Genomic DNA, 22,923 nt, shown 5'->3' with positions numbered 1-22,923 from the left:
CTACGGCTGGTCGTCCGCCAGCTCCGCCACCCCGGTGACCCGGTGCAGCGGATACGTCCGTACCTCGTCCGCCGTGTGGTCGTACGCCGTCACGAAGCCGCCCTCCACCCGGATGGGGGCGATGACGCGCTGGCTGGCGGCGCCCTCGGCGTTGACGTAGCCGATCCACACGGCCTCGCCGGTCATCACGGCGGCCTGCATGGTGGCCAGGGTCTCGGGAGGGCTGGTGCGCGGGAGGTCGCCGCTCGGGGCCGGGGTCTCCGTCGGTTTGCGCGGGGTCGTCGAGGCCAGGTCGCCCGCCCGGATCGCCCGGATCGCCGCCGAGAGGAGCGTGGTGTCGGGGGCCGGCGGACCGTCCGGTACGGGGTCCGGGGCGGTGCGGGGCGGGGTGCGGTGGGCGTGGGCGCGGGTGATCAGGACGTCACCCTCGGCGGACTCGGCGGCCGGTGCGAAGCCCATGCCGCGCAGGCCTTCGAGGAGCGTCGCCGGGTCGGCCTGGGCGGCCAGCACCGTGGGCGCCAGGCGCCGCAGGCGCAGGTTCGCGGACCGCTTGTCGGCGAGGATCTCGCTGAGCACCGCGTCGTCGTCGCAGCGCACGTAGGCCGAGGCCGCGCCGATCCGCAGGTGTCCGTGCCTGCGCGCCACGTCGTCGATGAGGTAGGCGAGGGGCTGCGGGACCGGCGTACGGGAGTGAGCGGTCAGGAAGTCGTGCAGGTCGGAGGCGGAGCGGCCCGCGTCCAGGGCGCGGCGTACGGAGCCCGGGGTGAAGCGGTAGACCGTCGCGCCGCCCTTCGACTCGACGTCCGCGAGCACGCCGAGCATGTCGGCCAGGGGTCGCTTCAGGGGGCCCGGGGCCACCGCCGTCAGGTCCGCCTGGAGGAGGACGTGGTCGAGCGGCTCGGGCAGGAGCGGGGTGAGCAGCCGGGCGGCGGTGGCGGAGGCGACGGCCTGCTCGGACGCCGAGAGGGGTTCGAGGGTGTGCCCGTGGGAGTGCGGGTGGGAGTGGCTGTGGTGGTCGTGGGTGTGGTGGTCGTGGGTGTGGTGGTCGTGGTGGACCGGGAGTTTGTCGCCCGGGCCGGTCGACTCGGGCGCCTTCGTCGTCGCTGCGGGGGCGCCCAGCAGTGCCCGGCCCTGGGACGACAGTGCCCCCCGGCCCGTGACGCCCAGCGACTCCGCCTCGGCCAGGGTCCAGCGGGCGAGCCTGGTGCGCAGGTCCTCGTCGCCCTCCCGGTCCTGTTGCGGGCCGCGCGTCGGACGCTCCCAGTGCAGGCGGGCCAGCACGGACTCGACGGTCGGGGACGTGCCCTCCGGGAGGGCGGCCAGCAGGGCCAGCACCCGGTGCCGTACCTCCGGCGCGGCCGACCGGTCCAGGGCCGGGCCGAGCGCGGACAGCGTGCGGTCCTTGGCGTCCCGGCCGCCGATCACGCCGGGCGTCCGGGTCGCCGTCAGCCATGCCTCCGCGAGCCGGGCCCAGCGCCGGCTGGAGGGCCACTCCAGCCACTCGTCGTACGCGGGGGTCGCCGCGTACCGTTCGTCGGCCTCGCCGTCGGACGCCAACAGGCCTGCCGCGTAGGCGAGTTCGACCCAGAACGCGGCCACCGGCTCGGACACGTCCAGGGCGACGGCCGTCCGCTTGAGGTCGCGGACGCTCAGCCCGCCGGCCCGCAGCACCGCCGGTCCGCCCTCGTCCCAGTCCTTCAGCAGCTCCTCGACGGTCGCGAGCGCGGTGTACGCCTGTCCGGCCGCCGCGTTGTCCACAACCTGTGGACGATGGTTCGCGGCGGGCTCGATCCCCGGCGGCAGCGGCTCGGTCGTACGGTGCGCCTGGCCGCCGCGCAGATGCAGGGCCACCTCGCGGGGCAGTACGACGGTTCCGGGCGCGGTGGGGAGCAGCAGCCCCCGGTCCAGCAGCCAGCGCAGGTGTGCGGCCGGCTCGGCGGTGATCTGCCCGTACGGCGGGCCCCAGACGAGGCGCCGCAGTACGTCCACGGAGTCCGGGGCGGCGCTGTCGAGCAGCGCGGCCATCCGCCTGCGGTCGGTGAACAGGGTGGTCAGCGAGGCGACCGCGCTCACCGCGTCGTGCGTCGACGTGAGCCCCGCCGCAGCCACGATCTCCTGGACCCGGCCAGGCGACATCCCGGCCGTCGCCTCCGCGACCGTCGGACCGAGCCCCGTCGGGGACGGATGCTGCGGCGAGGGCGCCAGCAGCTCGCGGGCGGTGCGGACGAGACGCAGCCGGTCCGTCCCGCCCCACACCAGCGCCTGCTCGCGCAGCGTGGTGAGGGCGCGGGGGAGGGCCGCCGTGACGGTGGGGTCGGCGGCGTCGCCCGCGAGGAGCGCCAGCAGATCGTCGTACGCCGCCGGGTCCGGGGCCACGGCCAGCGCCTGCGCCGTCTGGAGCGTGAAACGGTCCAGACGTTCCAGGGCGCGTACGACCGACGCGCGCGTGCCGGCGCGGGTGGCCAGCTGGGTGAGATCGGTGGGGACGGGGGTGATGAGGTCCGGACGCGTGCGCAGCAGCGCGGCGAGCGATGCGTCGTCCCGCGCGCGAAGCGCCTCCGCGAGGGAACGCGGCGCCGGTGTCTCCTCGGTGCTCATCCCGCCCACGGTAGCGGGTGGGTGCGGTGAGGTGTCTTTTGTCGGTGCGGGTCGGTTGGTGTGGACGTCACTGGGGGCGCTGCCCCCAGACCCCCGTTCGCGCTGAACGCGCTCGTCCTCAAACGCCGGACGGGCTGGATATGCGGGCCCGGGCTGAAGACATGGCGGGGGCGGGTGGGTGGCAAGGAGATGCCGGTAACGTCTGGCTTCGTGGGTATCGAGAGCGACCAGGTCGTCTACGAGTATCTGAGCAGGGTCGGAGACCTGGCCCAGCAGCGGCAGTTGCCGTCCGGTGAGCGGATGCGCCTCGTGTCGGGGCTGCGTGCGGAGATCGACCGGCGCCGCGCCAAGGCGCCGGTGGACAGCCCCGCCTCCGTACGCCGCATCCTCGACCGCATCGGCAGCCCGGACGAGGTCGTGGCCGGCGCGGGCCCCGGTCCCGGTGTGCCCGGCGCGCCCGAGGCGCCGCGTGCCTCCGTGCCCGTACAGCGTGACCGTGAGGAGCCGCAGCGCAAGGGCAAAGGGCTCGGGCGACTCGTACCGCGCCCGCGTCCGGCGGAGGCCGGCGAGGAAGCGGGTGTCGCGGGGCCGTTCACTCCGTTTCCCTCGGGCGGCGACCCCGCCCCGCCCCATCTCGCGGGTACGGACGAACTCGGGGACGCCGACTGGTGGCTGGCGGGCCGCAGGGGCCCGCTCGCGGACGCGGACGGTCTTCCGGCCGGGTTCGTCGGTGGGGTGGAGATCCCCGACCTGCTCAAGCCGCCGCCCAGGCCCCAGAAGCCGCAGCCGAAGCCGACGGACGAGGCCGCCGAGGCAGTCGAGCCCGACGCGTCCGCTGCCGAAGGGGACGCCGGGGACGAGATCGCGGACGCACCCCGTCGACGGCGCCGCCGACTGCGCCTCCCGCTCCCCTCCGGCGGCTGGAGCAACCCCCTGCTCCTGCTCGCCGCCGGCCTCCTCGTCGCGGGAGCGGTCCTCGGCAACCTCTACGCCCTCCTCGTCGGCTGGGCCATCGCCTACGCCTCGCGTCGGCTCTCCCAGGCCGAGACCAAGTGGGCGGTCGTGTACCTGCCCGGAGTGGCTGTCGCGGCCGGTGCGGGGTGGCTGTGGGGCCGTACGCGGGGCCGCTGGGGCGAACCCATCGCCGAGGGGCACATGAACGAGGCCCTCAGCCAGACCTGGCCGTGGGTGGTGAAGGGCGCCGCGATCGTCTCCGCCCTGTTCCTCGTCTGGCGCTCCCAGCGCTCACGCTGAGCGTTCCCCCTGCCCCCGTTTCTCCTTCTGCCCGCTCCCGCACAATGGTGCATATGACATCGATGCCCTCGCCGACGCCCTCCGGCGCGCTCACCGTCGGGTTCGACCTCGACATGACCCTCATCGACTCCCGCCCCGGCATCCACGCCTGCTATCTGGCGCTCGCCGAGCGGACGGGCACGTACATCGACGCCGATCTGGCCGTCACCCGGCTCGGCCCGCCCCTCGCGGACGAGCTCGTGCAGTGGTTTCCGGCCGATCAGGTCGCGGCCATGAGCGACCTCTACCGTGCGATGTATCCGGCCATCGCCATCACCGCGACCCCCGCGATGACCGGCGCCCGCGAGGCCATCGCGGCCGTACGGGAGTCCGGCGGGCGGGCGATCGTCGTCACCGCCAAGTACGAGCCGAACGCCGAGCTGCACCTCGAACACCTCGGCATCGAGCCCGACGCGGTCATCGGGAACCTGTGGGCCGAGCAGAAGGCGGTGGCCCTGCGCGAGCAGGGCGCGAGCGTGTATGTCGGCGACCACGTCGGAGACGTACGCGGTGCCCGGGCCGCCGGCGCCCTGTCGGTGGCCGTGCCCACCGGGCCCTGCGACGCCGCTGAGCTGCGCGAGGCGGGCGCGGACGTCGTCCTCGACGACCTCACGCACTTCCCCGCCTGGCTGGCCTCCTACTCGGGTGTGGCCGCGCGCGCCTGACGGCGGCCGTCGGCCACCGACTGGAGCACCCCGGCGCCCGCGACGAGGAAGCCGACGCCCATCAGCATGCTCAAGCCGAACATGTACGTCGGGAATGGCGTCGTCCCGAGGAGGAATGGGGCCACGGTGACCAAAGTGGCCACCGCACCGACGAAGAACACGATGGCACCGACACGGATCAGCCGATCTCCGGCCGCGGCGGAATTCGTTTGGGTTTTGTCACGCACTCGACCAGGGTAGTTCCCTGCCCGAAGGAACAATCCGGCGACGTCTTGTCACCGGTCCGCAGACCACTAGCCTTGGAACCGGCGGGTCACACGACCCGCCCCAGTGCTATCAAGACCCGTTTTCCCGCCAGCAGTTCGAAGCGCTTCGAAGCACTTCGTAGCAGATTCAAACAGCCCGAAGCAGTTTTCCGACGAGTATGAGGACGAGGAACAGACGTGCCCACCGGCAAGGTCAAGTGGTTCAACAGCGAGAAGGGCTTCGGCTTTCTCTCCCGCGATGACGGCGGTGACGTCTTCGTCCATTCCTCGGTCCTGCCCGCCGGAGTCGACTCCCTCAAGCCGGGCCAGCGCGTGGAGTTCGGAGTTGTCGCCGGACAACGCGGTGACCAGGCACTCTCCGTCGTGATCCTGGACCCGACCCCGTCGGTCGCCGCGGCACAGCGCAAGAAGCCCGACGAACTGGCTTCCATCGTCCAGGACTTGACGACCGTCCTGGAGAACATCACGCCTTTGCTGGAAAGGGGCCGTTACCCCGAGAAGACCTCGGGTGCGAAGATCGCGGGCCTGCTGCGGGCGGTCGCCGACCAGTTGGACGTGTAGGACGCCTCCGGGGATTCCCAGGGGAAATCGAGAGCGTTCGCGGCCGAGGGGCGGCACCAGCCCCCCTCGGCCGCCGCGCGTGCAAGCAGTCCAGTCCCCGGACCATCGCGGCACCTCTTTCCGCCGTCGTTCTGCCGTCCTTGCGCCGGATCAGGGAAACGAGAGGGCTTCAGGGCCGAGCGCCGGTACCAGTCCCTCGGCCGCCGCGCGGGTCAACAGCCCCCGGACCGCCGCGTAGCCGTCCTCGCCGAGGTCGGCGGTGAACTCGTTGACGTACAGCCCGATGTGCTGGTCGGCGACCTTCGGGTCCATCTCCTGCGCGTGTTCCAGGACATAGGCCCTGGAGGCCTCAGGGTCGTCCCAGGCGGCGCGTACGGACGTCCGGGCGGCCTGGGCAAGCAGCTCCAGCTTCCGGGCTCCCAGCGACCGCTTGGCGATGATCGCGCCGAGCGGGATCGGCAGCCCGGTCGTCGCCTCCCAGTGCTCGCCCATGTCGGCGAGCTTGTGCAGCCCGTAGTTCTGGTACGTGAAGCGCGCCTCGTGGATGACCAGCCCGGCGTCGACCTTCCCGTCCCGCACGGCGGGCATGATCTCGTGGAACGGCATCACGACGACCTCCCCGACCCCGCCGGGGATCGTGTCGGCGGCCCAGAGGCGGAACAGCAGGTACGCCGTCGACCGCTCGCTCGGCACCGCGACCGTGCGCCCCGTCAGGTCGGTCCCGGCCTCCCGCGTGAGCACCAGCGGCCCGCAGCCCCGCCCCAGCGCGCCCCCGCAGGGCAGCAGCGCGTACTCGTCGAGGACGTACGGCAACACGGCGTACGACACCTTCAGTACGTCGAACTCGCCGCGCTCGGCCATGCCGTTGGTGATGTCGATGTCCGCGAAGGTCACGTCGAGCGCGGGCGCGCCCGGCACCCGGCCATGGGCCCAGGCGTCGAAGACGAAGGTGTCGTTCGGGCAGGGCGAGTACGCGATCCGCAGCCGCCGTTCAGTTTCCGGGGTCACTCGGGTGCTCATGGAGGTCCTCATGTGGGTTCCAACTCTCCAGTACCGGCGCGAGCTTCCCGAAGGCCTCGGTCAGGGCCGTGAGCGCGTCGCCGATGCGCCAGGCGGCGCGGTCGCGGGGGCCGACGGGGTTGGACACGGCCCGGATCTCCAGCACCGGCACACCGTGCGCGGCGGCGGCCTCGGCGACCCCGAAGCCCTCCATCGCCTCGGCCAGCGCACTCGGGTGCCGGGCGCGCAGCTCGGCAGCGCGTTCGGCGCTGCCGGTGACGGTGGAGACGGTCAGGACGGCACCTGCGCGGGCGCCGATCGCGGCCGTGAGATCTCGTACGAGTGTTTCCGGCGGACGGTGGGTGACGGCGCCGAAGCCGAGCGCGGTGACCGGGACGAAGCCGTCCGGGGTCTCGGCGCCCAGGTCCGCGACGGTGATCTCGTCGGCGACGACCAGCGAGCCGACCGGTGCCTCCGGCTGGAAACCGCCGGCGATGCCCGCCGAGACGACCAGGTCGTACGGGGTGCCGCGGAGGGCCGCGGTGGTGAGCGCCGAGGCGACGGACGCGGCGGAGGCGGCGGGGCCGACTCCCGCGGCGATGACGTGGAACGGTCCGGTGACGTCGAACGGTCCGGTGACGTTGCCGTCAGCGACATCGAACGCCTGTGCCACCGCGTCCCGTTCGACGGGGACCGCGGTGGCGACGAGGACCCGTACCCCCGAGATCGTCAGGAGTCCTTCTTCAGCCGGAACGACCACACACCCTTGACGTCGCCCTCGCCCTCCTTGACGGTGACGAGCGTCGAGTCCCCCTGGGCGCCGTACTGCTCGTTGAAGAACACGCTGCCCGGGATCGTGCGGTACGTCTTGGTGCTGGCGTCGGTCAGCGGGTTGCCGTTCAGCAGGATCGTCCAGCCCTTGTCGGCGATCTTCGGGTCGACACCGAAGCGCACGTTCTCGTCAGGGTCGACCTTGATGCTCTTGACGTCCGAGTCCTTGGCGGTGTCCTTCTTGAGGCACTCGGTCACCTCGGCCGCCTTCAGCTCCTTGGCGTCGCCGTCGGCGTAGCAGGAGGCCTCCGAGCTCACCGAGGAGGTGCCGACGGTGATCGTGGAGATCGGCGTCGGCTTGTCGCAGGCGGACAGGACGAGCAGTCCGGCACCAACGGCGCCGACGGCGGCAACAGCGCGGCGACGGCGCGCAGTGGAAGCGGAACGCAACGAGGTCATGGCCGAAGGCTATCGGGCACCCGCGGCACGGTTGTCACGTGGGTACGGCGTGCCGGGCACCGGTAGGTGCGGTACGTACGTGCTGTCCCGGCCTCGCCGGGTGGCGTCAGGCGACCCGGGGGTGGGCCCGGCCCCCGTGGCGGGCCGAGCCGATCAGGCCCTTGACGGTGGTCAGCCAGCCGACGGCGACGATCGTGGCGGCCACCCCGAGGCCCAGCTCGCCGATCAGCGGCAGCGCGATACCGATCGCGCCGCCCAGCACCCAGGCCATCTGGAGCAGTGTCTCCGAGCGGGCGAACGCGGAGGAGCGGACGTGTTCGGGAACGTCCCGCTGGATCAGGGCGTCCAGGGACAGCTTGGCGAGGGCCTGGCAGAACCCGGCGACCGCGGCCAGACAGGCGACCAGGGCGGCGCCGAAGAAGATCGCGGCGACGATCGCCGCGCCGAGGACCACGGCGACGACCGTCACGACGATCAGCTCCGGCGCGCGTTGCTTCACGGCCGCCCCGACCGCCGTACCGAGCGCGTTGCCGACGCCCGCCGCGACGGCGACCATGCCCAGCGACCACGCGGCGCTCTCCCCGGTCAGCGGGTGCTCGCGGAGCAGGAAGGCGAGGAAGAAGATCAGGAAGCCGGACAGACAGCGCAGGGCGGCGTTGGCGCCCAGGGCGTGCGTGACGGCCGTACCGACCGTGCGCAGACCCGGGCGGCGCAGGGTCTCGCGGCGGTGCGGGCCGTGCAGATGCTCCGGGTCGGCGGCCAGCAGAGCGATGTCCTCGCCCTTGGCGGAGTCCACCTTGTGGGGGAGCGTGAAGGACAGGAACGTACCCGCGATGAAGATCACGAAGGCGCCGTAGAGCGGCCAGCGCGGTCCGAGGGCCTGGAGCCCGCCGCCGATGGGTGCGGCCAGACCGGTGGCGAGCAGCCCGCTCAGCGTGACCCGCGAATTGGCCTTCACCAGGGAGAAGCCGGGTGGCAGGAGACGGGGTACGACGGCGCTGCGGACCACGCCGTACGCCTTCGAGGCGACCAGGACGCCCAGCGCGGCCGGGTACAGCTCGATGCTGCCGGTGGCGACCGCGCCGGCGAGCAGCAGGGCGAGCAGCGCGCGGGCGAGCATCGAGCCGGCCATCGCGGCGCGGCGGCCGTGCGGGAGACGGTCGAGGAGGGGGCCGATCACGGGGGCGAGGAGAGTGAAGGGCGCCATGGTGATGCCGAGATAGATGGCCACGCGCCCGCGTGCCTCGTCGGTGGGGACGGAGAAGAACACGGTGGAGGCGAGGGCGATGGTGATCATGACGTCGCCGGCGCCGTTCACCGCGTGCAGTTCGATGAGCTTGCCGAGCCCGGACTCCCCGGCCCCGTGCGCGTGGGTGGCCTTGCGGATGCCCCGGGCCGTACCGGTCACCGGGAAGTGCAGGGCATGGCCGACCGCACGTACGGACCCGTTCATCCGGTCCCGTACGCCACGCCGGCCGCTCTTGGTGCCGGTGCCGCTCGGGTTGTGCCCCTCGGTCCCACCGGTCTCGGTGGCGCCGTGGGGCGACCTGTCGGTTGCCACCCCGCAATAGTGCCCCGAGAACGGCGTACCTAGCGTGGTTACCGCGCGTATGGGGCCGAGTGGGGTGGGGGAGGAGGGGGTTGGGCGCGACTCATGACGGTTCGGGTGAGGTGTTTTCCGGCCATTGAAGGCCGGGAAGAGTGGGGTGAGAGGCGAACGGGAGGAGGGCCGGAGTTGCCACGGTTGGATGTCGGTCGCCACGAACCGTCCCGTCGGTGTGGGCCCCGGGCGCTGGAGAAGGTAGCGTGCGTAGCGCGCAGTGGCGGTTGTTCTCGGCCGCGCGCCTCTCGGCCATCCCGCAGAATGGATGACGTAGGTGCGCCCGAGCGTGATCGGGCGCGAACGTTGACGCGGTCCTCTGGTCCGCTCCGTTCGCAACCGGTCGCACCCCGTCGGGACGGGCGCACTCGTGAGACGGCGTAGGAGAGAAGCGATACCTGTGAGCGCAGCGACAACGCGAAGCCGCACCCCCGACCGCCTGTGCGCCGAGGCCGTCGACCTCGCCCTTTCGGCGGCGGAGGAGGCGGCGGCACCAGGCGTGGTGGGTGAACACTCGGGCCTGGTGTCAGAAGGCGACCGTGTGGTCACGCACTTCTTCGAGTGCAAGGAGTTCGGCTACCGGGGCTGGCGCTGGGCGGTGACGGTCGCCCGGGCGTCCCGGGCCAAGCTGGTCACCCTGGACGAAGTGGTGCTCCTCCCGGGCCCCGACGCCCTCCAGGCCCCGGAATGGGTGCCCTGGAGCGAGCGCCTGCGCCCCGGGGACATGGGCCCCGGTGACCTGCTCCCGACGGACGCGGAGGACCTGCGTCTGGAGCCCGGCTACTCGGGCGAGGACGAGCCCCTGCCGAACTCCGTGCTGGGATCGGCCTCGGCTTCGGTGGCACTGGCCGCGGATCTGGCGGAGGCCGAGGACGCGGACATCACACCGGGCTCACCGGCCGACTTCACGGTCGTACCGGCTCGCGGCTCGATCGCGGCGGTGGCGGAGGAACTGGGCATGCGCCGGGCGCGCGTCCTGTCGCGGTACGGCCTGCACAGCGCCGCCGACCGCTGGGAGGACGCGTACGGCCCCACGACGCCCATGGCCCAGGCCGCGCCGGCGACGTGTGTGAGCTGCGGGTTCCTGGTGGCGATCGGCGGATCACTCGGGCAGGCGTTCGGTGTGTGCACGAACGAGTTCGCCCCGGCGGACGGGCGTGTGGTGTCCCTGGCGTACGGCTGCGGAGGCCACTCGGAGGCAGCGGTGATGCCGAAGCCGCCGGTTCCGCCACCGCACGTGATCGACGAGACGATGGTGGACCCGTTCCCGCTGCGACCCGCCGCCGACTCCGGATCGGTGTCGGTGGACGGGGCGGACGCGGACGGGGATACGGCGGACCTCGGGCACTCGTAGGTAGTGCGGTAGGGAAGTGCGGTGGGGGCGAGGGCCACGGCCCTCGCCCCCACCGCACTTCACCTGACGAACTGCCGGTCCAGCGGGGCTAGTTCTTGCCGCTGTCCACGATGACCGGGGTGCCGTTCGCGTTCGTGCCGCACGGCACCGCGTACACCGGGTTGGCCTTGGCGGCTTCCTTGTAGGCCTCCAGGCACTGGTTGTACAGCACCTTGTCGCTCAGCGACTTCGAGAGGATCTCGTTGGCGCGGGCGATGCCCTCCGCCTCGATCCGCCTGCGCTCGGCCTCCGCCTTGGCCGTACGCGCCGCCTCGACGGACCGCTCGGTGTCCTGCTCCTGCTGGATCTTCTTGTCGATCTGTTCCTGCAGCTTGTCCGACGGCTTCACATTGCGCAGATTCACGTTGGTGACGTCGATCCCGCGCGGTGCCAGACGCGCCTTGATGAGGGCGGCGATCTCCGAGCCGATCTCCTCGCGGGCGGAGGCGTAGCCCTCTTCGCTGGTGTGCTTCGCGAATACGTTACGGATGATCTCGCGGCTGTCCGGCACCACCAGCCGCTCCTGGACGGCCTCCTCGCTGCCCGCCAGCCGGTACAGCTCGACCGCCTTGGCCGGGATGACGGCCCACTTGATGGTGACGTCCGCGTACAGCACCCCGCCCTGCGCCGAGCGGACCTCGACCACGTCCTTGCCGTAGAGGTCGAGGTCCACGGGACGGGTGGAGAACGACGTGACGTCGGTGAACGGCGACTTGAACTGGACGCCGGAGGTCAGCGGACTCCCGACCTTGCCGAAGGTCACCGGCACCCCGACCTCGTAGGCGCGCACGACATGGACGCACGCGAAGACGCCGGCCAGCACGGCCGCGACGGCGCTGAGTGCCGCTCCGGCCTTCCAGCCGCCGGCCTCCCGCCCACGGCCGACGAAAAAGAGCACGACCGCCGCTATGAGCAGCAGTATGGACAACACGAACACAGAGATCCCCCCTCAGGAACAGGTACCTCGTACCTGCTTCGTGGACCTGCGCCGCCTCGGGCGTGATCCGCAGGGAATGGTAAGTGGCGCCGGTACGGGCCCTCTGCCTCCCGGGATGTGTGGGGATGCGTGAGTGTGTGTGCAGGCCCTGGGGGCCGACCGGGTCCGGTGGGCGGGTGCCCTGTCCGACGCGGGGTACCTTCTTGCTCACGCCGATGAGGAGAGTGAACGTCCGTGAGCAAGTTCGTGCGACCGGCAGCTGAGGGCTCGGATCCTTTCGGTACGGCCCGTCTGCGCCGGGGCGTTCTGGACGCGTGGGCCACCAGCCCCGCCCGGTTCCGTGAGGATGCCAACGCCGAGGAGGATCTCGTCCTCGGTGGCTACCGGGACCGGCTCGTCGTCGAGCTTGCCCAGAACGCCGCCGACGCCGCCCGGCGGGCCGGGGTGCCGGGCAGGTTCCGGCTCACCCTCCGCGAGGGAGTCCTCGTCGCCGCCAACACCGGCGCCCACTTGGACGCCACCGGTGTGGAGTCCCTGTCGACCTTGCGCGCCTCAGCCAAGCGGGACGCCCAGGACAGCAAGGGCGGCGAGGACGGCAAGGCGACGGGCGCCGTCGGACGGTTCGGCGTCGGCTTCGCCGCCGTCCTCGCCGTCAGCGACGAGCCCGCCGTCGTCGGGCGGCACGGGGGTGTGCGGTGGGCGCTGGCCGAGGCCCGCGACCTGGCCGCCGAGACCGCCCGGCACAGCCCCGGACTCGGTGACGAGATCCGGCGGCGCGACGGCCATGTGCCCCTCCTCAGGCTGCCGTTCGCCGCCGAGGGCACCGCCCCGGACCCGTACGACACGGCTGTCATCCTGCCGTTGCGCGACACCGCCGCCGAGGCTCTCGCGGAGCGGCTGCTGAGCGGCGTCGACGACGCGCTTCTCCTCACCCTCCCCGGTCTCGAAGAGGTCGTCATCGAGGTGGGGGAGCAGACGCGCACCCTCAGCCGCCGTACCGACGGCGCCCTGACGCTCGTGGAGGACTCCCGGGACGGTACGAGCCGTTGGCGTACCGTCTCCGCGCACGGACCCCTGGAGGCCGCCCTGTTGGCCGGGCGGCCGGTCGAGGAGCGTCTGCGTCCGCACTGGTCGGTCACCTGGGCGGTGCCCGTCGACGCCGACGGAACTCCCGTGCCGCCCCGGACCAGCCCCGTCGTGCACGCGCCCACGCCGAGCGACGAGCCGCTGGGTGTACCGGCGTTGCTCATCGCCTCGCTCCCGCTGGACACCGCCCGTCGGCATGCCGCGCCCGGCCCGCTCACCGACTTCCTGGTGCAGCGCGCAGCCGACGCGTACGCCCAACTCCTCGCCGACTGGCACCCGGTGGGGGAGGGCATCATCGCGCTCGTGCCCGGCCCGCTGGGCAAGAGCGAGCTGGACGGGCAGTTGCGCCACGCGATCCTCGAACGGCTGCCGCGCACCGCCTTCCTCCCGCCCGCGCTCGACCCGGGAGACGACGAGGAACTGCCCTCGGCCCTGCGCCCCCGGGACGCGGAGGTCGTCGAGGGCGCCGGGGCCGAGACCGTCCAGGTCCTCGCCGAGGTGCTGCCCACGCTGCTGCCCGCCGGGCTCGAACGCCGGGTGGAACTACGGACGTTGGGGGTCGCCCGCGTCCCCCTCACCGAGGCCGTCGATCGGCTCGCCGGCCTGGAGAAGGCGCCCGAGTGGTGGCATCGGCTGTACGACAGCCTGGCCGGCGTCGACCCCGACCGGCTGACCGGACTGCCCGTGCCGCTCGCCGACGGGCGTACGACCATCGGCCCCCGCCAGGTGCTGCTGCCCATCGGGGGCGAGGTGGAGGGCCCCGCCCCCGAGACCCTCGCCCGCCTCGGCCTCAAGGTCGCCCACCCGGACGCCGCGCACCCCCTGCTGGAGAAGCTCGGCGCCCTCCCGGCGACCCCGCGCGCCGTCCTCACCACCCCGCAGGTACGGGCCGCCGTCGCCGCCTCCCTCGACGAGGACTCCGCCGCCCTGTCGTGGGACGACGAAGGAACCCCGGACGCCGAGGAGTTGGCCGACACGGTCCTCGCCCTCGTCCGGGACGCCCGCCTCGAACCCGGCGACGAGCCCTGGCTCGGCGCCCTCGCTCTCCCCGACGAGGACGGCGAGCTGGCCCCCGCCGGTGAACTCGTCCTGCCCGGCAGCCCGTTCGCCCAGGTGATCCGCGAAGGCGAACTGGCGACGGTGGACGGTGAGTTGGCCGACCGCTGGGGCGAGCAGCCGCTGGCCGCCTGCGGTGTCCTCGCGACCTTCGCCCTCGTACGCGCCACCGACATCGTCCTCGACCCGGACGAACTGGAGCCCCGGGACAGCGACTTCGCCGAACCCGACGACCCGGGCCTGCTCGACGCCGTGGACGTGTGGAGCGAGGACATCCTCGACCGCTTCCCCGACTCGCCTGTGCCTCCCGTCGCCACGGAACTGGTCGCCGTACGCGACCTGGACCTCGTGGACGACGACCGCTGGCCCCAGGCCCTCGCGCTCCTCGCCCAGCCGCCCCTGCGGGACGCGATCGTCCAGCCGGTGCGTGTCCTGCTGCCCGACGGCACGCATGAGCTCGTACGGCCTTACACCGCCTGGTGGTTGCGCGGAAACCCGGTGCTGGACGGGCGCAGGCCGGCCGGTCTCCTGGCGGCGGGCGGCGACCCGCTGCTGCGCGGCCTGTACGAGGAGGCCGACGCCACCGGGTTCGACGACGAGCAGGTGCTCCGGGCGCTGGGCGTACGGACCTCGGTGGCCGCCCTCCTCGACGAGCCGGGCGGCGCGGCCGAACTGCTGGACCGCCTCGCCGACCCCGACCGGGAGGTGAGCGGAGTCCAACTGCACGCCCTCTATGGCGCGTTGGCCGACCTCGACCCGGAACAGGTCACGCTGCCGGACGACCTGCGGGCCGTGGTCGACGGGCACGTGGAGGTGGTCGACGCGGCGGACGCCGTGGTGGTCGACTCACCCGACCTGCTGCCGTTCACGGCGGGGGTGCCGCTGCTCCCCGTACGCCCGGCGCGAGCCGCCGAACTCGCCGAGCTGTTCCAGGTACGGCGGCTGAGCGAGTCGGTGACGGGCGAGGTGACGTCGGAGGGATCGGAGCACGACGTACCGGATTCGGTACGGGTACTGCTCGGTCCGGCGACGCCGGCCACGTACGTCGAGCACGACGAGCTCGTCGTCGACGGCGTGGAGCTGGACTGGCGCCGGACGCGGGACGGTGTGGTGCACGCCGCCACCCTGGAGGGCGTCGCGGCCGGCCTCGCCTGGGCGGCCGGTCAGTGGCCGCGGCGGTTCGAGGTGGCGGCGCTGATGGAGGACCCGTCGAGGACGACGGAGCTGGCGCGGGATCGCTGGTTCGACTGAGGCGGGGGCGGGGGTGAGGGCGGGGGCGCGGAGACTGGGGGAGTTTCCGCGCCCGACCATTGGTCGGTCATCGCCGCACAAAAACGGTAATGCGAGCATAAAATTCCCGTGTTCTCCGCAACATTCCGCAACTTCCGTACAACCATCCCCACCCGTCACAGATCTGAGCGGTCGAGTCAACAGACTCCAAGATCACTCGGGCCCGGGTGCGACGCGAGCCGTACGGATGGATTCCGTGCGGACCAGCACCACCGGGCCCCCTTTCTCCACCTGGGGAAACGCATGCGCATACGTGCCACTGTGGCCGCCGTCACCGGCGCCCTGGCCCTCTCCGCCTTCGCTGTGCCTGCCGCGCAGGCCGCCTCGGCGCCCGACGTCACCTTCACCAAGGTGACGGTCAACAACGGCAAGCCGATCGTCGCCCGCCCCACGGGGACCACCTCCGTGCCGGTGACGTACACGTTCAAGCACGCCGCGGGTCTCAGCATCAGCCCGAACAAGCTCGTCACGCTTCCGTTCTTCTACGTCGGCCGCACCGCCGATCTGGATCTGGACAAGGTCCGCCTCCACGCCGATGATCCGGGCACCTGCACGGCCACTTCGTCGACCGTCGCCAGCTGCAAGGGTGTCATCAACCTGCGCACCAGCGGCGATGTTGACAACAAGCTCCTCAACACCGACGCGCGCACGTGGAAGGTGGGCGCCGTCGCCGTCGCCCTCACGGACGAGGGTGACTTCAAGAGCCAGGGCGACCTCGGCACCACCCAGATCAAGTTCCACTCGAAGCTGACCACCACCGACGCCACCCCGGAGCCGGTCAAGAAGGGCGCGACCATCACGGTCAAGGGCACCCTGACCCGCGCCAACTGGAAGACCCGGAAGTACGAGGGCTACACCAACGCCCCGGTGGCCCTCCAGTTCCAGAAGAAGGGCACGACCGCCTTCGTCACCGTCAAGACGGTCAAGGCGGGCGCCGCCGGCGCCCTGAAGACCACCGTCAAGGCATCGGTCGACGGCACGTACCGCTACGCCTTCGCGGGCTGGTCGACGACGGCGCCCGTCACGGCGGCCGGTGACTACGTCGACGTGAAGTAGACGGAGCGCGGGCCGCGGGGCTCGTACGACGAACGAAGGCCGCTGCCACCCAATCAGGGAGGCCGCGGCCTTCGCGCATCGGATTCGGCTCAGCCGACCCCGGCTTCGAGGAAGTACTCGTAGCGGTTCAGGTCGAGGACGATTCCGGTCAGCCGCCGGAACGCGTCCGCGTGTGCGCCCTTCAGCGGATACACATCGGTGAGTCGGGCGGGGGAGGAATGCCCTACAGCGTTGCCATCGAACGCGCGAGGGCCGACTTTTCCCTCGCGAAGGCATCCTCGTGTTCTGGCCTCAGGGGAATTGAGCCCCCTGCTCGGTCCAGCAGCACGAGCGACGTCAGTAGCAATCCGTGGGCCAGTCCGTGAAGCAGTTCGTTCTGGGTCGAGGAGTAGGTACCGCAGAGCCTTTCGACGAAGACCTGGAACGATTTCGGGTCCACGTCACAGCCACCTTGAGCGTTGGGCGTCAGCCCGGACGGCAGTTCCAGGAACTCGGCCGTGCCGTGAGCGAGAGCGGCGTACAACTTTCCGCTGTGGTAGCCCGCGTCCCAGAGAGTCCTGGTGCCGTGCTCAAAGGGATAGCTCATCTGCGATCTTCAGTCGGAGGCCCGGCCCCGGGTGGTTCTGCCCTGATTTCCTGGGTTGTGCCTGCAACACCGGAGCCATGGCGACGCGCGTGCTGTGACGGACGCCACGTGTGAAGCGTGAAGGAAATCTGTCCCGCTCGTACAACCATTCTCACCTGTCACAGATCTGAGCATGCGAGTTGACTGACTCAACAATCACTTGGGTCCCGGGTGTGACTGCGCGTGGTGCGGACGGACTTCGTACGGACGTGCACCTCCGGGCCCCCTTTCTCCACTTGGGGAAACGCATGCGTATACGTGCCACTGTGGCCGCCGTCTCCGGCGCCCTGGCCCTCTCCGCTCTTGCCGTGCCTGCCGCGCAGGCCGACGGCTCGGTGTCCCGCGCCGACATCGCCAAGGTTCTGAAGGCCGGCCAGGCCGCCTCCGGTACTTCCAAGTCCGCGTTCAGCGCGTCGGCCGTCGCCGCCGACGCGCCGTACGCCCTCGATGTGTCCTTCTCCAACGTCAAGGTCAACAAGGGCAAGACGATCGTGGCGGGCACCACCGGCACGCTGACCGTGCCGGTCACCTACACCATGACCCACGCCGCGAACGTCGACATCGCCGCCGAGGACTTCTTCAGCGACATCGAGCTGTACTACGGCGCGACATACGTGGACTCCGAATACGGCCTGTACAGCGACGACTTCCCCGTCTGCAAGTCCACCTCGACGACCGTCGCCAACTGCACCCAGTCCATAGTGATCCACCCGGCCTGGGGTGACCTGGAGAACGCGGCCGCCGGCAAGTGGAAAGCTGCGGCGTACGCGGTCGCCCTGAACGGCCAGGACCCCAGTAGCGACACCTTCGACGTCACCAAGGTCGGTGTCGCCGAGAAGGAAGGCCTGCCCGGCGTCAGCATCCTGCGCGCGGCCAGGCTGTCGGTCAACGCCACTCCGGAGCCGGTGAAGAAGGGCAAGACCATCACCGTGACCGGGAAGCTGACCCGTGCCAACTGGGACGGTGCGAACTACACCGGGTACGGGAACCAGGCGGTGAAGCTGCAGTTCCGGAAGAGCGGCACCAACACCTACACCACGGTCAAGACGATCAGGACTGCGGCGAACGGTGACCTGAAGACCACCGTCAAGGCGACCGTCGACGGGTTCTTCCGGTACGTCTCCGCCACCACGGTGACCACCTCGGACGCGTACGCCGCGCCCGACTACATCGACGTGAAGTAGAAGTAGACGCCACGCGACTCCCGAACAGGCGTTAAGCGGTCTGAATCGTCTGCCGGTCAGGCGAAATGCTTGTAGCCGCCGTCGACCCTCCGCGTTTTCGGGGTCGGCGGCGGGCCCATGTGTAAGGGGTACGCAAAATTACGTCCTCTCCGCACAACCAACCACTCCCGTAGCGGATCTGATCACGGGGGCCATCAGGCTCCACGATCACCTGGGTCCCGGGTGGGCGCGCGTCGATGCGGACGGTCGCCGTCGGGTCCCTTCTCCATGTGGGGAAACGCATGCGTATACGTGCCACTGTGGCCGCCGTCACCGGCGCCCTGGCCCTCTCCGCTCTCGCCGTGCCTGCCGCGCAGGCCGATGTCCACGCTTCCGGCGGCGACTCCAACTACCGCGCGACCGTCGCGAAGATTCTGGGGACCGGCGGCAAGACCGCGTTCATCACCTCGCCGGTCGCCGCCGCCAAGCCGTACCCACTGAACGTCACCTTCTCCAACTTCAAGGTCGCCAAGTCGATCAACGTCGGTGCCAGCGGCCATGTCGCCATCCCGGTCACGTACACGCTGACCCACGGCATCGAGGTCGACATCAAGGCCTCCGACTTCGACAGCGGCCCGTACCTGTACAGGGGCGACTTCGCGAAGCCGGAGAACGTGATCTTCGGCGAGAAGCCCGGTACCTGCACCGCCACGTCGACGACGACCGCCAACTGCAAGGCCAACCTCGACATCTACCCCGGCGAGGGCGACCTGACCACCACGGACGCCGGTACTCGCTGGACGGCGGGCGGCATGGCCATCGCCTTCAACGGACAGGACCCCGAAGGCGACACCATCGACCCCTCCAAGATCGGCATCGCCCAGCAGGGCGACCTCGGCACCACCACCGTGCGGCGTCTCGCCAAGCTGACGCTGAACGCCACCCCGGAGCCGGTGAAGAAGGGGAAGACGATCACCGTGACCGGGAAGCTGACCCGGGCCAACTGGGACGGTGCGAACTACACCGGGTACGGGAACCAGGCGGTGAAGTTGCAGTTCCGGAAGAACGGGACCAACACCTACACCACGGTCAAGACCATCAGGACGGCGGCGAACGGTGACCTGAAGACCACCGTCAAGGCGACCGTCGACGGGTTCTTCCGGTATGTCTCCTCCACCACGGTGACCACCTCGGACGCGTACGCCGCGCCCGACTTCATCGACGTGAAGTAGACGCCACGCGACTCCCGTACGCCTTACGCCGGGAAGCGGCGGTCCACCCACCTCCACAGGACCTCCAGGGTGGCCGCCGCCACCGCCGCGATCCCCACCGCGATCCACGGCATCGTCACGCCCACCAGCTTCAGCGCGAAGAACTCCTGGAGCGACGGTACGACGAGTACCAGCAGGAAAGCCGCGCCCATCGACGCGACCAGGACGATCCGCCACCACGTGTAGGGGCGGGCGACTATCGCCAGTACCCACATGGAGATCAGGAACAGTGTGAGGGTCGCCGCGCTCGTCTCCGCGTCCAACGCACCCTCCCCTGTGTAGTAGTGACGAGCTGTCAGGTAAGTCGCGAAGGTTGCCACCGCCGCCAGTACGCCGCCCGGGATCGAGTAGCGCATGACCCGCCGAACGAAGTGGGGTTTCGCGCGCTCCTTGTTGGGGGCCAGGGCCAGGAAGAAGGCCGGGACGCCGATCGTCAGGGTGGAGAGCAGCGTCAAGTGCCGGGGCAGGAAGGGGTATTCGACCTGGAAGCAGACCACCAGGACTGCCAGGAGGACCGAGTAGACCGTCTTCACGAGGAACAGGGTTGCCACGCGGGTGATGTTGCCGATGACCCTGCGACCCTCCGCGACCACCGAAGGCAGTGTCGCGAAGCTGTTGTTGAGGAGGACTATCTGGGCCACAGCCCGCGTCGCCTCCGAGCCCGACCCCATGGCCACGCCGATGTCGGCGTCCTTCAGGGCCAGTACGTCGTTCACGCCGTCGCCCGTCATCGCCACCGTGTGGCCACGTGACTGCAACGCGCCCACCATGTCCCGCTTCTGCTGCGGGGTGACCCGGCCGAAGACCGTCCCTTCGTCCAGCGCCTTCGCCATCTCCACTGTCTCGGTGGGGAGTTGGCGGGCGTCCACCGTCGAGCCGGTCAGGCCCAGTTTTCCGGCCACCGCGCCCACCGACACCGCGTTGTCGCCCGAGATGACCTTCGCGTCGACGTCCTGCTCGGCGAAGTAGCGGAGTGTGTCCGCCGCGTCGGGGCGCAGGCGCTGCTCCAGGACGACCAGGGCGGTGGGGGTCGTGCCGGTGGCCACCTCCGGGTGGTCGAGTTCGCGGGTGGTGCGGGTGAGGAGGAGGACCCGCAGGCCCGCCTGGTTCAGGCGGTCCGTTTCGGCGAGGGCCGGGTCCTCGGAGGCAAGCAGTACGTCCGGGGCGCCCAGCAGCCACGTGCTCGACTCCCCGTTGCCCTCGCTGAACGACGCGCCGCTGTACTTGCGCGCCGAGGAAAACGGCAGCGACTCGGTGCAGCGCCAGTCCTCGCTGTCCGGGTAGGCGTCGATGATGGCCTTGAGGGAGGCGTTCGGGCGGGGGTCGGACTCGCCGAGCGCGCCCAGGACGCGCCGCAGGTATGTCTCGTCGCCGCCGTTGAGGGAGCGCAGCTCGGTCACGTCCATGCCGCCCTCGGTCAGCGTGCCCGTCTTGTCCAGGCAGACCGTGTCGACGCGGGCGAGGCCCTCGATCGCGGGCAACTCCTGTACGAGGCACTGCTGCCGGCCGAGCCGGATGACACCGATCGCGAAGGCGACGGAGGTCAGGAGGACGAGGCCCTCGGGGACCATGGGGACGATGCCGCCGATGGTACGGGCTATCGACTCCTTCAAGTCGTTGTCCTTGACGACCAGTTGGGTGATGCACAGGCCGATCGCGGCCGGAACCATCATCCAGATCACGTACTTGAGGATCGTCGAGATTCCGGTACGGAGTTCCGAGTGGACGAGAGTGAAACGGGAGGCCTCTTCGGCGAGTTGGGCCGCGTACGCCTCGCGGCCGACCTTCGTGGCCGTGAACGCGCCGCCGCCCGCGACGACGAAACTGCCCGACATGACCTGGTCGCCGGGCTGTTTGACGACGGGGTCGGCCTCGCCGGTGAGCAGTGACTCGTCGATCTCGAGCCCGTCGGCCTCGACGCACTCGCCGTCCACGACGATCCTGTCGCCGGGGCCGATCTCGATGAGGTCCCCGAGGACGATGCCGGAGGTGCTCACCTCGGTGGCGACGCCGTCGCGGCGGACCGTGGGCCTGGCTTCGCCGATCACGGCGAGGGAGTCGAGGGTCTTCTTCGCCCGCCACTCCTGGATGATGCCGATCCCGGTGTTGGCGAGGATGACGTATCCGAACAGGGTGTCCTGGAACGGGGCGACGAACATCGTGATCAGCCAGAGCACACCGATGATCGCGTTGAACCGGGTGAAGACGTTGGCGCGGACTATCTCGCCGATGCTGCGGCTGCTGCGTACGGGGATGTCGTTGACCTCGCCGCGGGCGACGCGGTCGGCGACCTCTGCGGCGGTGAGGCCGCGGGCGCGGGCGCGGAGTGGTGCGTCCCTGCCCGGCTTGGCGCCGGGGAGGGGGACGGGGTGCACAGGATCGAGTTCGGCGCCGGCGTCGATGTGCGTCATGTGTTCGACGGTACGTGCGGATTTATGGCTTCACCCGGTGAGTGGGGCAAAGATCCGACCTGGGGAGGAGGGGTGGGGTGGGGAGTGATGCGGTGGTCGTAGTCCCGTTCCGAACGCCGGACTGGCTGGAATGCCCCGGTCGGGCTGCGCGGCCCCCCTACTCCGACTGCGTCCTCTTGATCGCCGCGTCACGTCCCCGGACGTACCAGATGCCGATCAGGCCCAGGGCCGTGCCCGCGAGGCAGGTCCAGACCCACCACTCGTGGTCGTGGTCCTCGTACCAGCCGTAGAAGGGGAGCTGGGCCAGGAAGAGGACGAACCAGAGGATCGTGAGGCCTGTGATGGTGGCGACGACGGGGCCCTCCAGGGGCTCCGGCGCCTCGTGCTTCGGTGTCCACTTCGCCATGCGACCAGCTTACGAGGGCCGCCCAGCGGGCGCGCCGCAGCCCCATGGCTCCCCCACTGCCTGATGCTGGCGCTGGGGCTGACCTGACCCGCCTCACCTCGTCCCGTCCCGTCCCGTCCCGCCTGGTCCGTGGGGTGTCTCACGGCACCCCGTAGAACTTCTCCGTCTCCTCGACGGCGGTCTGGAAGCGCTCGTCGAAGTCGTCGCGAACGAGCGTCCGGACCACGTAGTCCTGCACGCTCATCCCCCTTTTCGCCGCATGGTCCCGGAGCCGGTCGAGCAGCTCCCCGTCTATCCGCAGGCTGAGCACGCTGGTCCCCATGGAGACGAGGGTCGCGGGCCGGTGCGGGGCGGCGGGTGGCTTTTTGCGGTCGGTTCACTCGTATGGGTGATGTGAAGGTTCCGTGGCCCGCGTCACGGGCATCTCGGCGCGTTTCGAGTGGTCTTTAGTCAGAGTAATGAGTTAGGCTAAATAACATGCCGGACCTAACCCATGGCGACGACGCTGCCGCCGTGAACTCCCTGCGCTCCGCCGTGATGCGCCTCTCGCGTCGACTCAAGCACCAGCGGGTCGACGAGTCGCTGAGCCCCACCGAGATGTCGGTGCTGGGCACCCTTGCCCGCTGCGGCTCGGCCACGCCGGGCGAGCTGGCCCGCAAGGAGCATGTGCAGCCGCCCTCCATGACACGAATCGTCGCGTTGCTGGAGGGCAAGGGCCTGGTCAGGCTGGAGCCGCATCCCGAGGACCGGCGCCAGAAGGTCGTCACCCAGACCGAGACGGCCGAGGCGATTCTCGAAGAGAGCCGCCGCAGGCGGAACGCCTGGCTGGCCGGTCTGGTCGAGGTCCTGGACGAGGACGAGTGGGCCAAACTGCGCGCCGCCGCCCCCGTACTGGAGAAGCTCGCACATCTGTAAGCAGGACACAGCAAGGAGGCGATTACCTTTGAGTTCGGGAACCGGAGCAGACTCCGCACCCGCACCAGCCGCCCACGACCCCCAGCCCGCTCCCCACCCCAC

The 22,923-nt window shown here is 70.8% G+C and carries 20 protein-coding genes; 9 read left to right on the top strand and 11 right to left on the bottom strand.

Annotated elements, in window-relative coordinates; all coding sequences use genetic code 11:
- Window positions 1-2,598: a helicase C-terminal domain-containing protein gene (locus G3I56_RS32015; protein ID WP_164415113.1), complete on the bottom strand. Its 2,598-nt coding sequence runs from the start codon at window positions 2,596-2,598 to the stop codon at window positions 1-3.
- A 210-nt stretch (window positions 2,599-2,808) separates the two neighbouring features.
- Here G3I56_RS32015 and G3I56_RS32010 point away from each other — a divergent pair, with 210 nt between their 5' ends.
- Window positions 2,809-3,852 carry a hypothetical protein gene (locus tag G3I56_RS32010; RefSeq protein ID WP_164415266.1) on the top strand — a complete coding sequence of 348 codons (1,044 nt, stop codon included), beginning with the start codon at window positions 2,809-2,811 and terminating at the stop codon, window positions 3,850-3,852.
- A 53-nt stretch (window positions 3,853-3,905) separates the two neighbouring features.
- Window positions 3,906-4,556, top strand: a complete 651-nt coding sequence (locus G3I56_RS32005; RefSeq protein WP_164415111.1) for a haloacid dehalogenase-like hydrolase — start codon at window positions 3,906-3,908, stop codon at window positions 4,554-4,556.
- On the opposite strand, the gene G3I56_RS32000 is transcribed toward G3I56_RS32005, so the two are convergent.
- On the bottom strand, window positions 4,529-4,783 hold the full coding sequence (locus G3I56_RS32000) for a hypothetical protein (protein ID WP_164415109.1): 255 nt from the start codon (window positions 4,781-4,783) through the stop codon (window positions 4,529-4,531). The two genes, G3I56_RS32005 and G3I56_RS32000, sit on opposite strands and share 28 nt — an antisense overlap.
- A gap of 216 nt (window positions 4,784-4,999) precedes the next feature.
- On the opposite strand from G3I56_RS32000, the gene G3I56_RS44840 reads away from it, so the two are divergent.
- A complete protein-coding gene (locus tag G3I56_RS44840; protein WP_164415107.1) occupies window positions 5,000-5,383 on the top strand; it encodes a cold-shock protein in 384 nt (127 codons plus the stop codon).
- Window positions 5,384-5,533: 150 nt separating this feature from the next.
- Here G3I56_RS44840 and G3I56_RS31990 read toward each other — a convergent pair whose 3' ends face one another.
- From G3I56_RS31990 to G3I56_RS31975, 4 genes are all read right to left on the bottom strand, one after another.
- Window positions 5,534-6,403, bottom strand: a complete 870-nt coding sequence (locus G3I56_RS31990) for a 1,4-dihydroxy-6-naphthoate synthase (protein WP_164415105.1) — start codon at window positions 6,401-6,403, stop codon at window positions 5,534-5,536.
- A complete protein-coding gene (locus G3I56_RS31985) occupies window positions 6,375-7,142 on the bottom strand; it encodes a futalosine hydrolase (protein WP_343240107.1) in 768 nt (255 codons plus the stop codon). Before G3I56_RS31985 ends, G3I56_RS31990 begins: the two co-directional genes overlap by 29 nt.
- Entirely contained in the window at window positions 7,112-7,612 is a 501-nt protein-coding gene (locus tag G3I56_RS31980; protein WP_164415103.1) for a DUF2771 domain-containing protein, read from the bottom strand. The genes G3I56_RS31985 and G3I56_RS31980 overlap by 31 nt, the downstream gene beginning before the upstream one ends.
- 106 nt (window positions 7,613-7,718) lie before the next feature.
- On the bottom strand, window positions 7,719-9,173 hold the full coding sequence (locus G3I56_RS31975; RefSeq protein ID WP_164415101.1) for an MFS transporter: 1,455 nt from the start codon (window positions 9,171-9,173) through the stop codon (window positions 7,719-7,721).
- A 439-nt stretch (window positions 9,174-9,612) separates the two neighbouring features.
- On the opposite strand from G3I56_RS31975, the gene G3I56_RS31970 reads away from it, so the two are divergent.
- Window positions 9,613-10,566: a DUF3027 domain-containing protein gene (locus G3I56_RS31970; protein ID WP_164415099.1), complete on the top strand. Its 954-nt coding sequence runs from the start codon at window positions 9,613-9,615 to the stop codon at window positions 10,564-10,566.
- Between the two features lie 88 nt (window positions 10,567-10,654).
- Here the strand turns inward: G3I56_RS31970 and G3I56_RS31965 are convergent, their stop codons facing one another.
- Entirely contained in the window at window positions 10,655-11,536 is an 882-nt protein-coding gene (locus tag G3I56_RS31965) for a prohibitin family protein (RefSeq protein WP_343240106.1), read from the bottom strand.
- A 240-nt stretch (window positions 11,537-11,776) separates the two neighbouring features.
- Between G3I56_RS31965 and G3I56_RS31960 the strand changes: the two genes are divergently transcribed.
- Both G3I56_RS31960 and G3I56_RS31955 read left to right on the top strand, forming a co-directional pair.
- Complete coding sequence (locus G3I56_RS31960; protein WP_164415095.1) at window positions 11,777-14,935, top strand: molecular chaperone Hsp90; 3,159 nt, start codon at window positions 11,777-11,779, stop codon at window positions 14,933-14,935.
- Between the two features lie 282 nt (window positions 14,936-15,217).
- A complete protein-coding gene (locus tag G3I56_RS31955; protein WP_164415093.1) occupies window positions 15,218-16,030 on the top strand; it encodes a hypothetical protein in 813 nt (270 codons plus the stop codon).
- Window positions 16,031-16,253: 223 nt separating this feature from the next.
- Here G3I56_RS31955 and G3I56_RS31950 read toward each other — a convergent pair whose 3' ends face one another.
- Window positions 16,254-16,616, bottom strand: coding sequence for a DUF6086 family protein (locus G3I56_RS31950; protein ID WP_164415091.1), 363 nt, complete (start codon window positions 16,614-16,616; stop codon window positions 16,254-16,256).
- A 287-nt stretch (window positions 16,617-16,903) separates the two neighbouring features.
- On the opposite strand from G3I56_RS31950, the gene G3I56_RS31945 reads away from it, so the two are divergent.
- Window positions 16,904-17,839: a hypothetical protein gene (locus G3I56_RS31945; protein WP_164415089.1), complete on the top strand. Its 936-nt coding sequence runs from the start codon at window positions 16,904-16,906 to the stop codon at window positions 17,837-17,839.
- Between the two features lie 281 nt (window positions 17,840-18,120).
- On the top strand, window positions 18,121-19,050 hold the full coding sequence (locus G3I56_RS31940; RefSeq protein WP_164415087.1) for a hypothetical protein: 930 nt from the start codon (window positions 18,121-18,123) through the stop codon (window positions 19,048-19,050).
- Between the two features lie 23 nt (window positions 19,051-19,073).
- Here G3I56_RS31940 and G3I56_RS31935 read toward each other — a convergent pair whose 3' ends face one another.
- From G3I56_RS31935 to G3I56_RS31925, 3 genes are all read right to left on the bottom strand, one after another.
- Entirely contained in the window at window positions 19,074-21,500 is a 2,427-nt protein-coding gene (locus G3I56_RS31935) for an HAD-IC family P-type ATPase (RefSeq protein ID WP_164415085.1), read from the bottom strand.
- Between the two features lie 157 nt (window positions 21,501-21,657).
- Window positions 21,658-21,906, bottom strand: coding sequence for a DUF2530 domain-containing protein (locus G3I56_RS31930; RefSeq protein ID WP_164317483.1), 249 nt, complete (start codon window positions 21,904-21,906; stop codon window positions 21,658-21,660).
- A 139-nt stretch (window positions 21,907-22,045) separates the two neighbouring features.
- Window positions 22,046-22,228, bottom strand: a complete 183-nt coding sequence (locus G3I56_RS31925) for a ribbon-helix-helix protein, CopG family (RefSeq protein WP_164317481.1) — start codon at window positions 22,226-22,228, stop codon at window positions 22,046-22,048.
- 155 nt (window positions 22,229-22,383) lie between these two features.
- On the opposite strand from G3I56_RS31925, the gene G3I56_RS31920 reads away from it, so the two are divergent.
- The gene (locus G3I56_RS31920; protein WP_164317479.1) at window positions 22,384-22,821 is read left to right on the top strand and encodes a MarR family transcriptional regulator; all 438 of its coding nucleotides are present in this window, start codon (window positions 22,384-22,386) and stop codon (window positions 22,819-22,821) included.
- The last annotated feature ends 102 nt before the right edge of the window (window positions 22,822-22,923 follow it).

It is taken from the genome of Streptomyces sp. SID12488 (assembly GCF_010548275.1).
In the GTDB taxonomy this organism is placed as follows: domain Bacteria; phylum Actinomycetota; class Actinomycetes; order Streptomycetales; family Streptomycetaceae; genus Streptomyces.
This window is presented reverse-complemented; position numbering and strand designations above follow the sequence as displayed.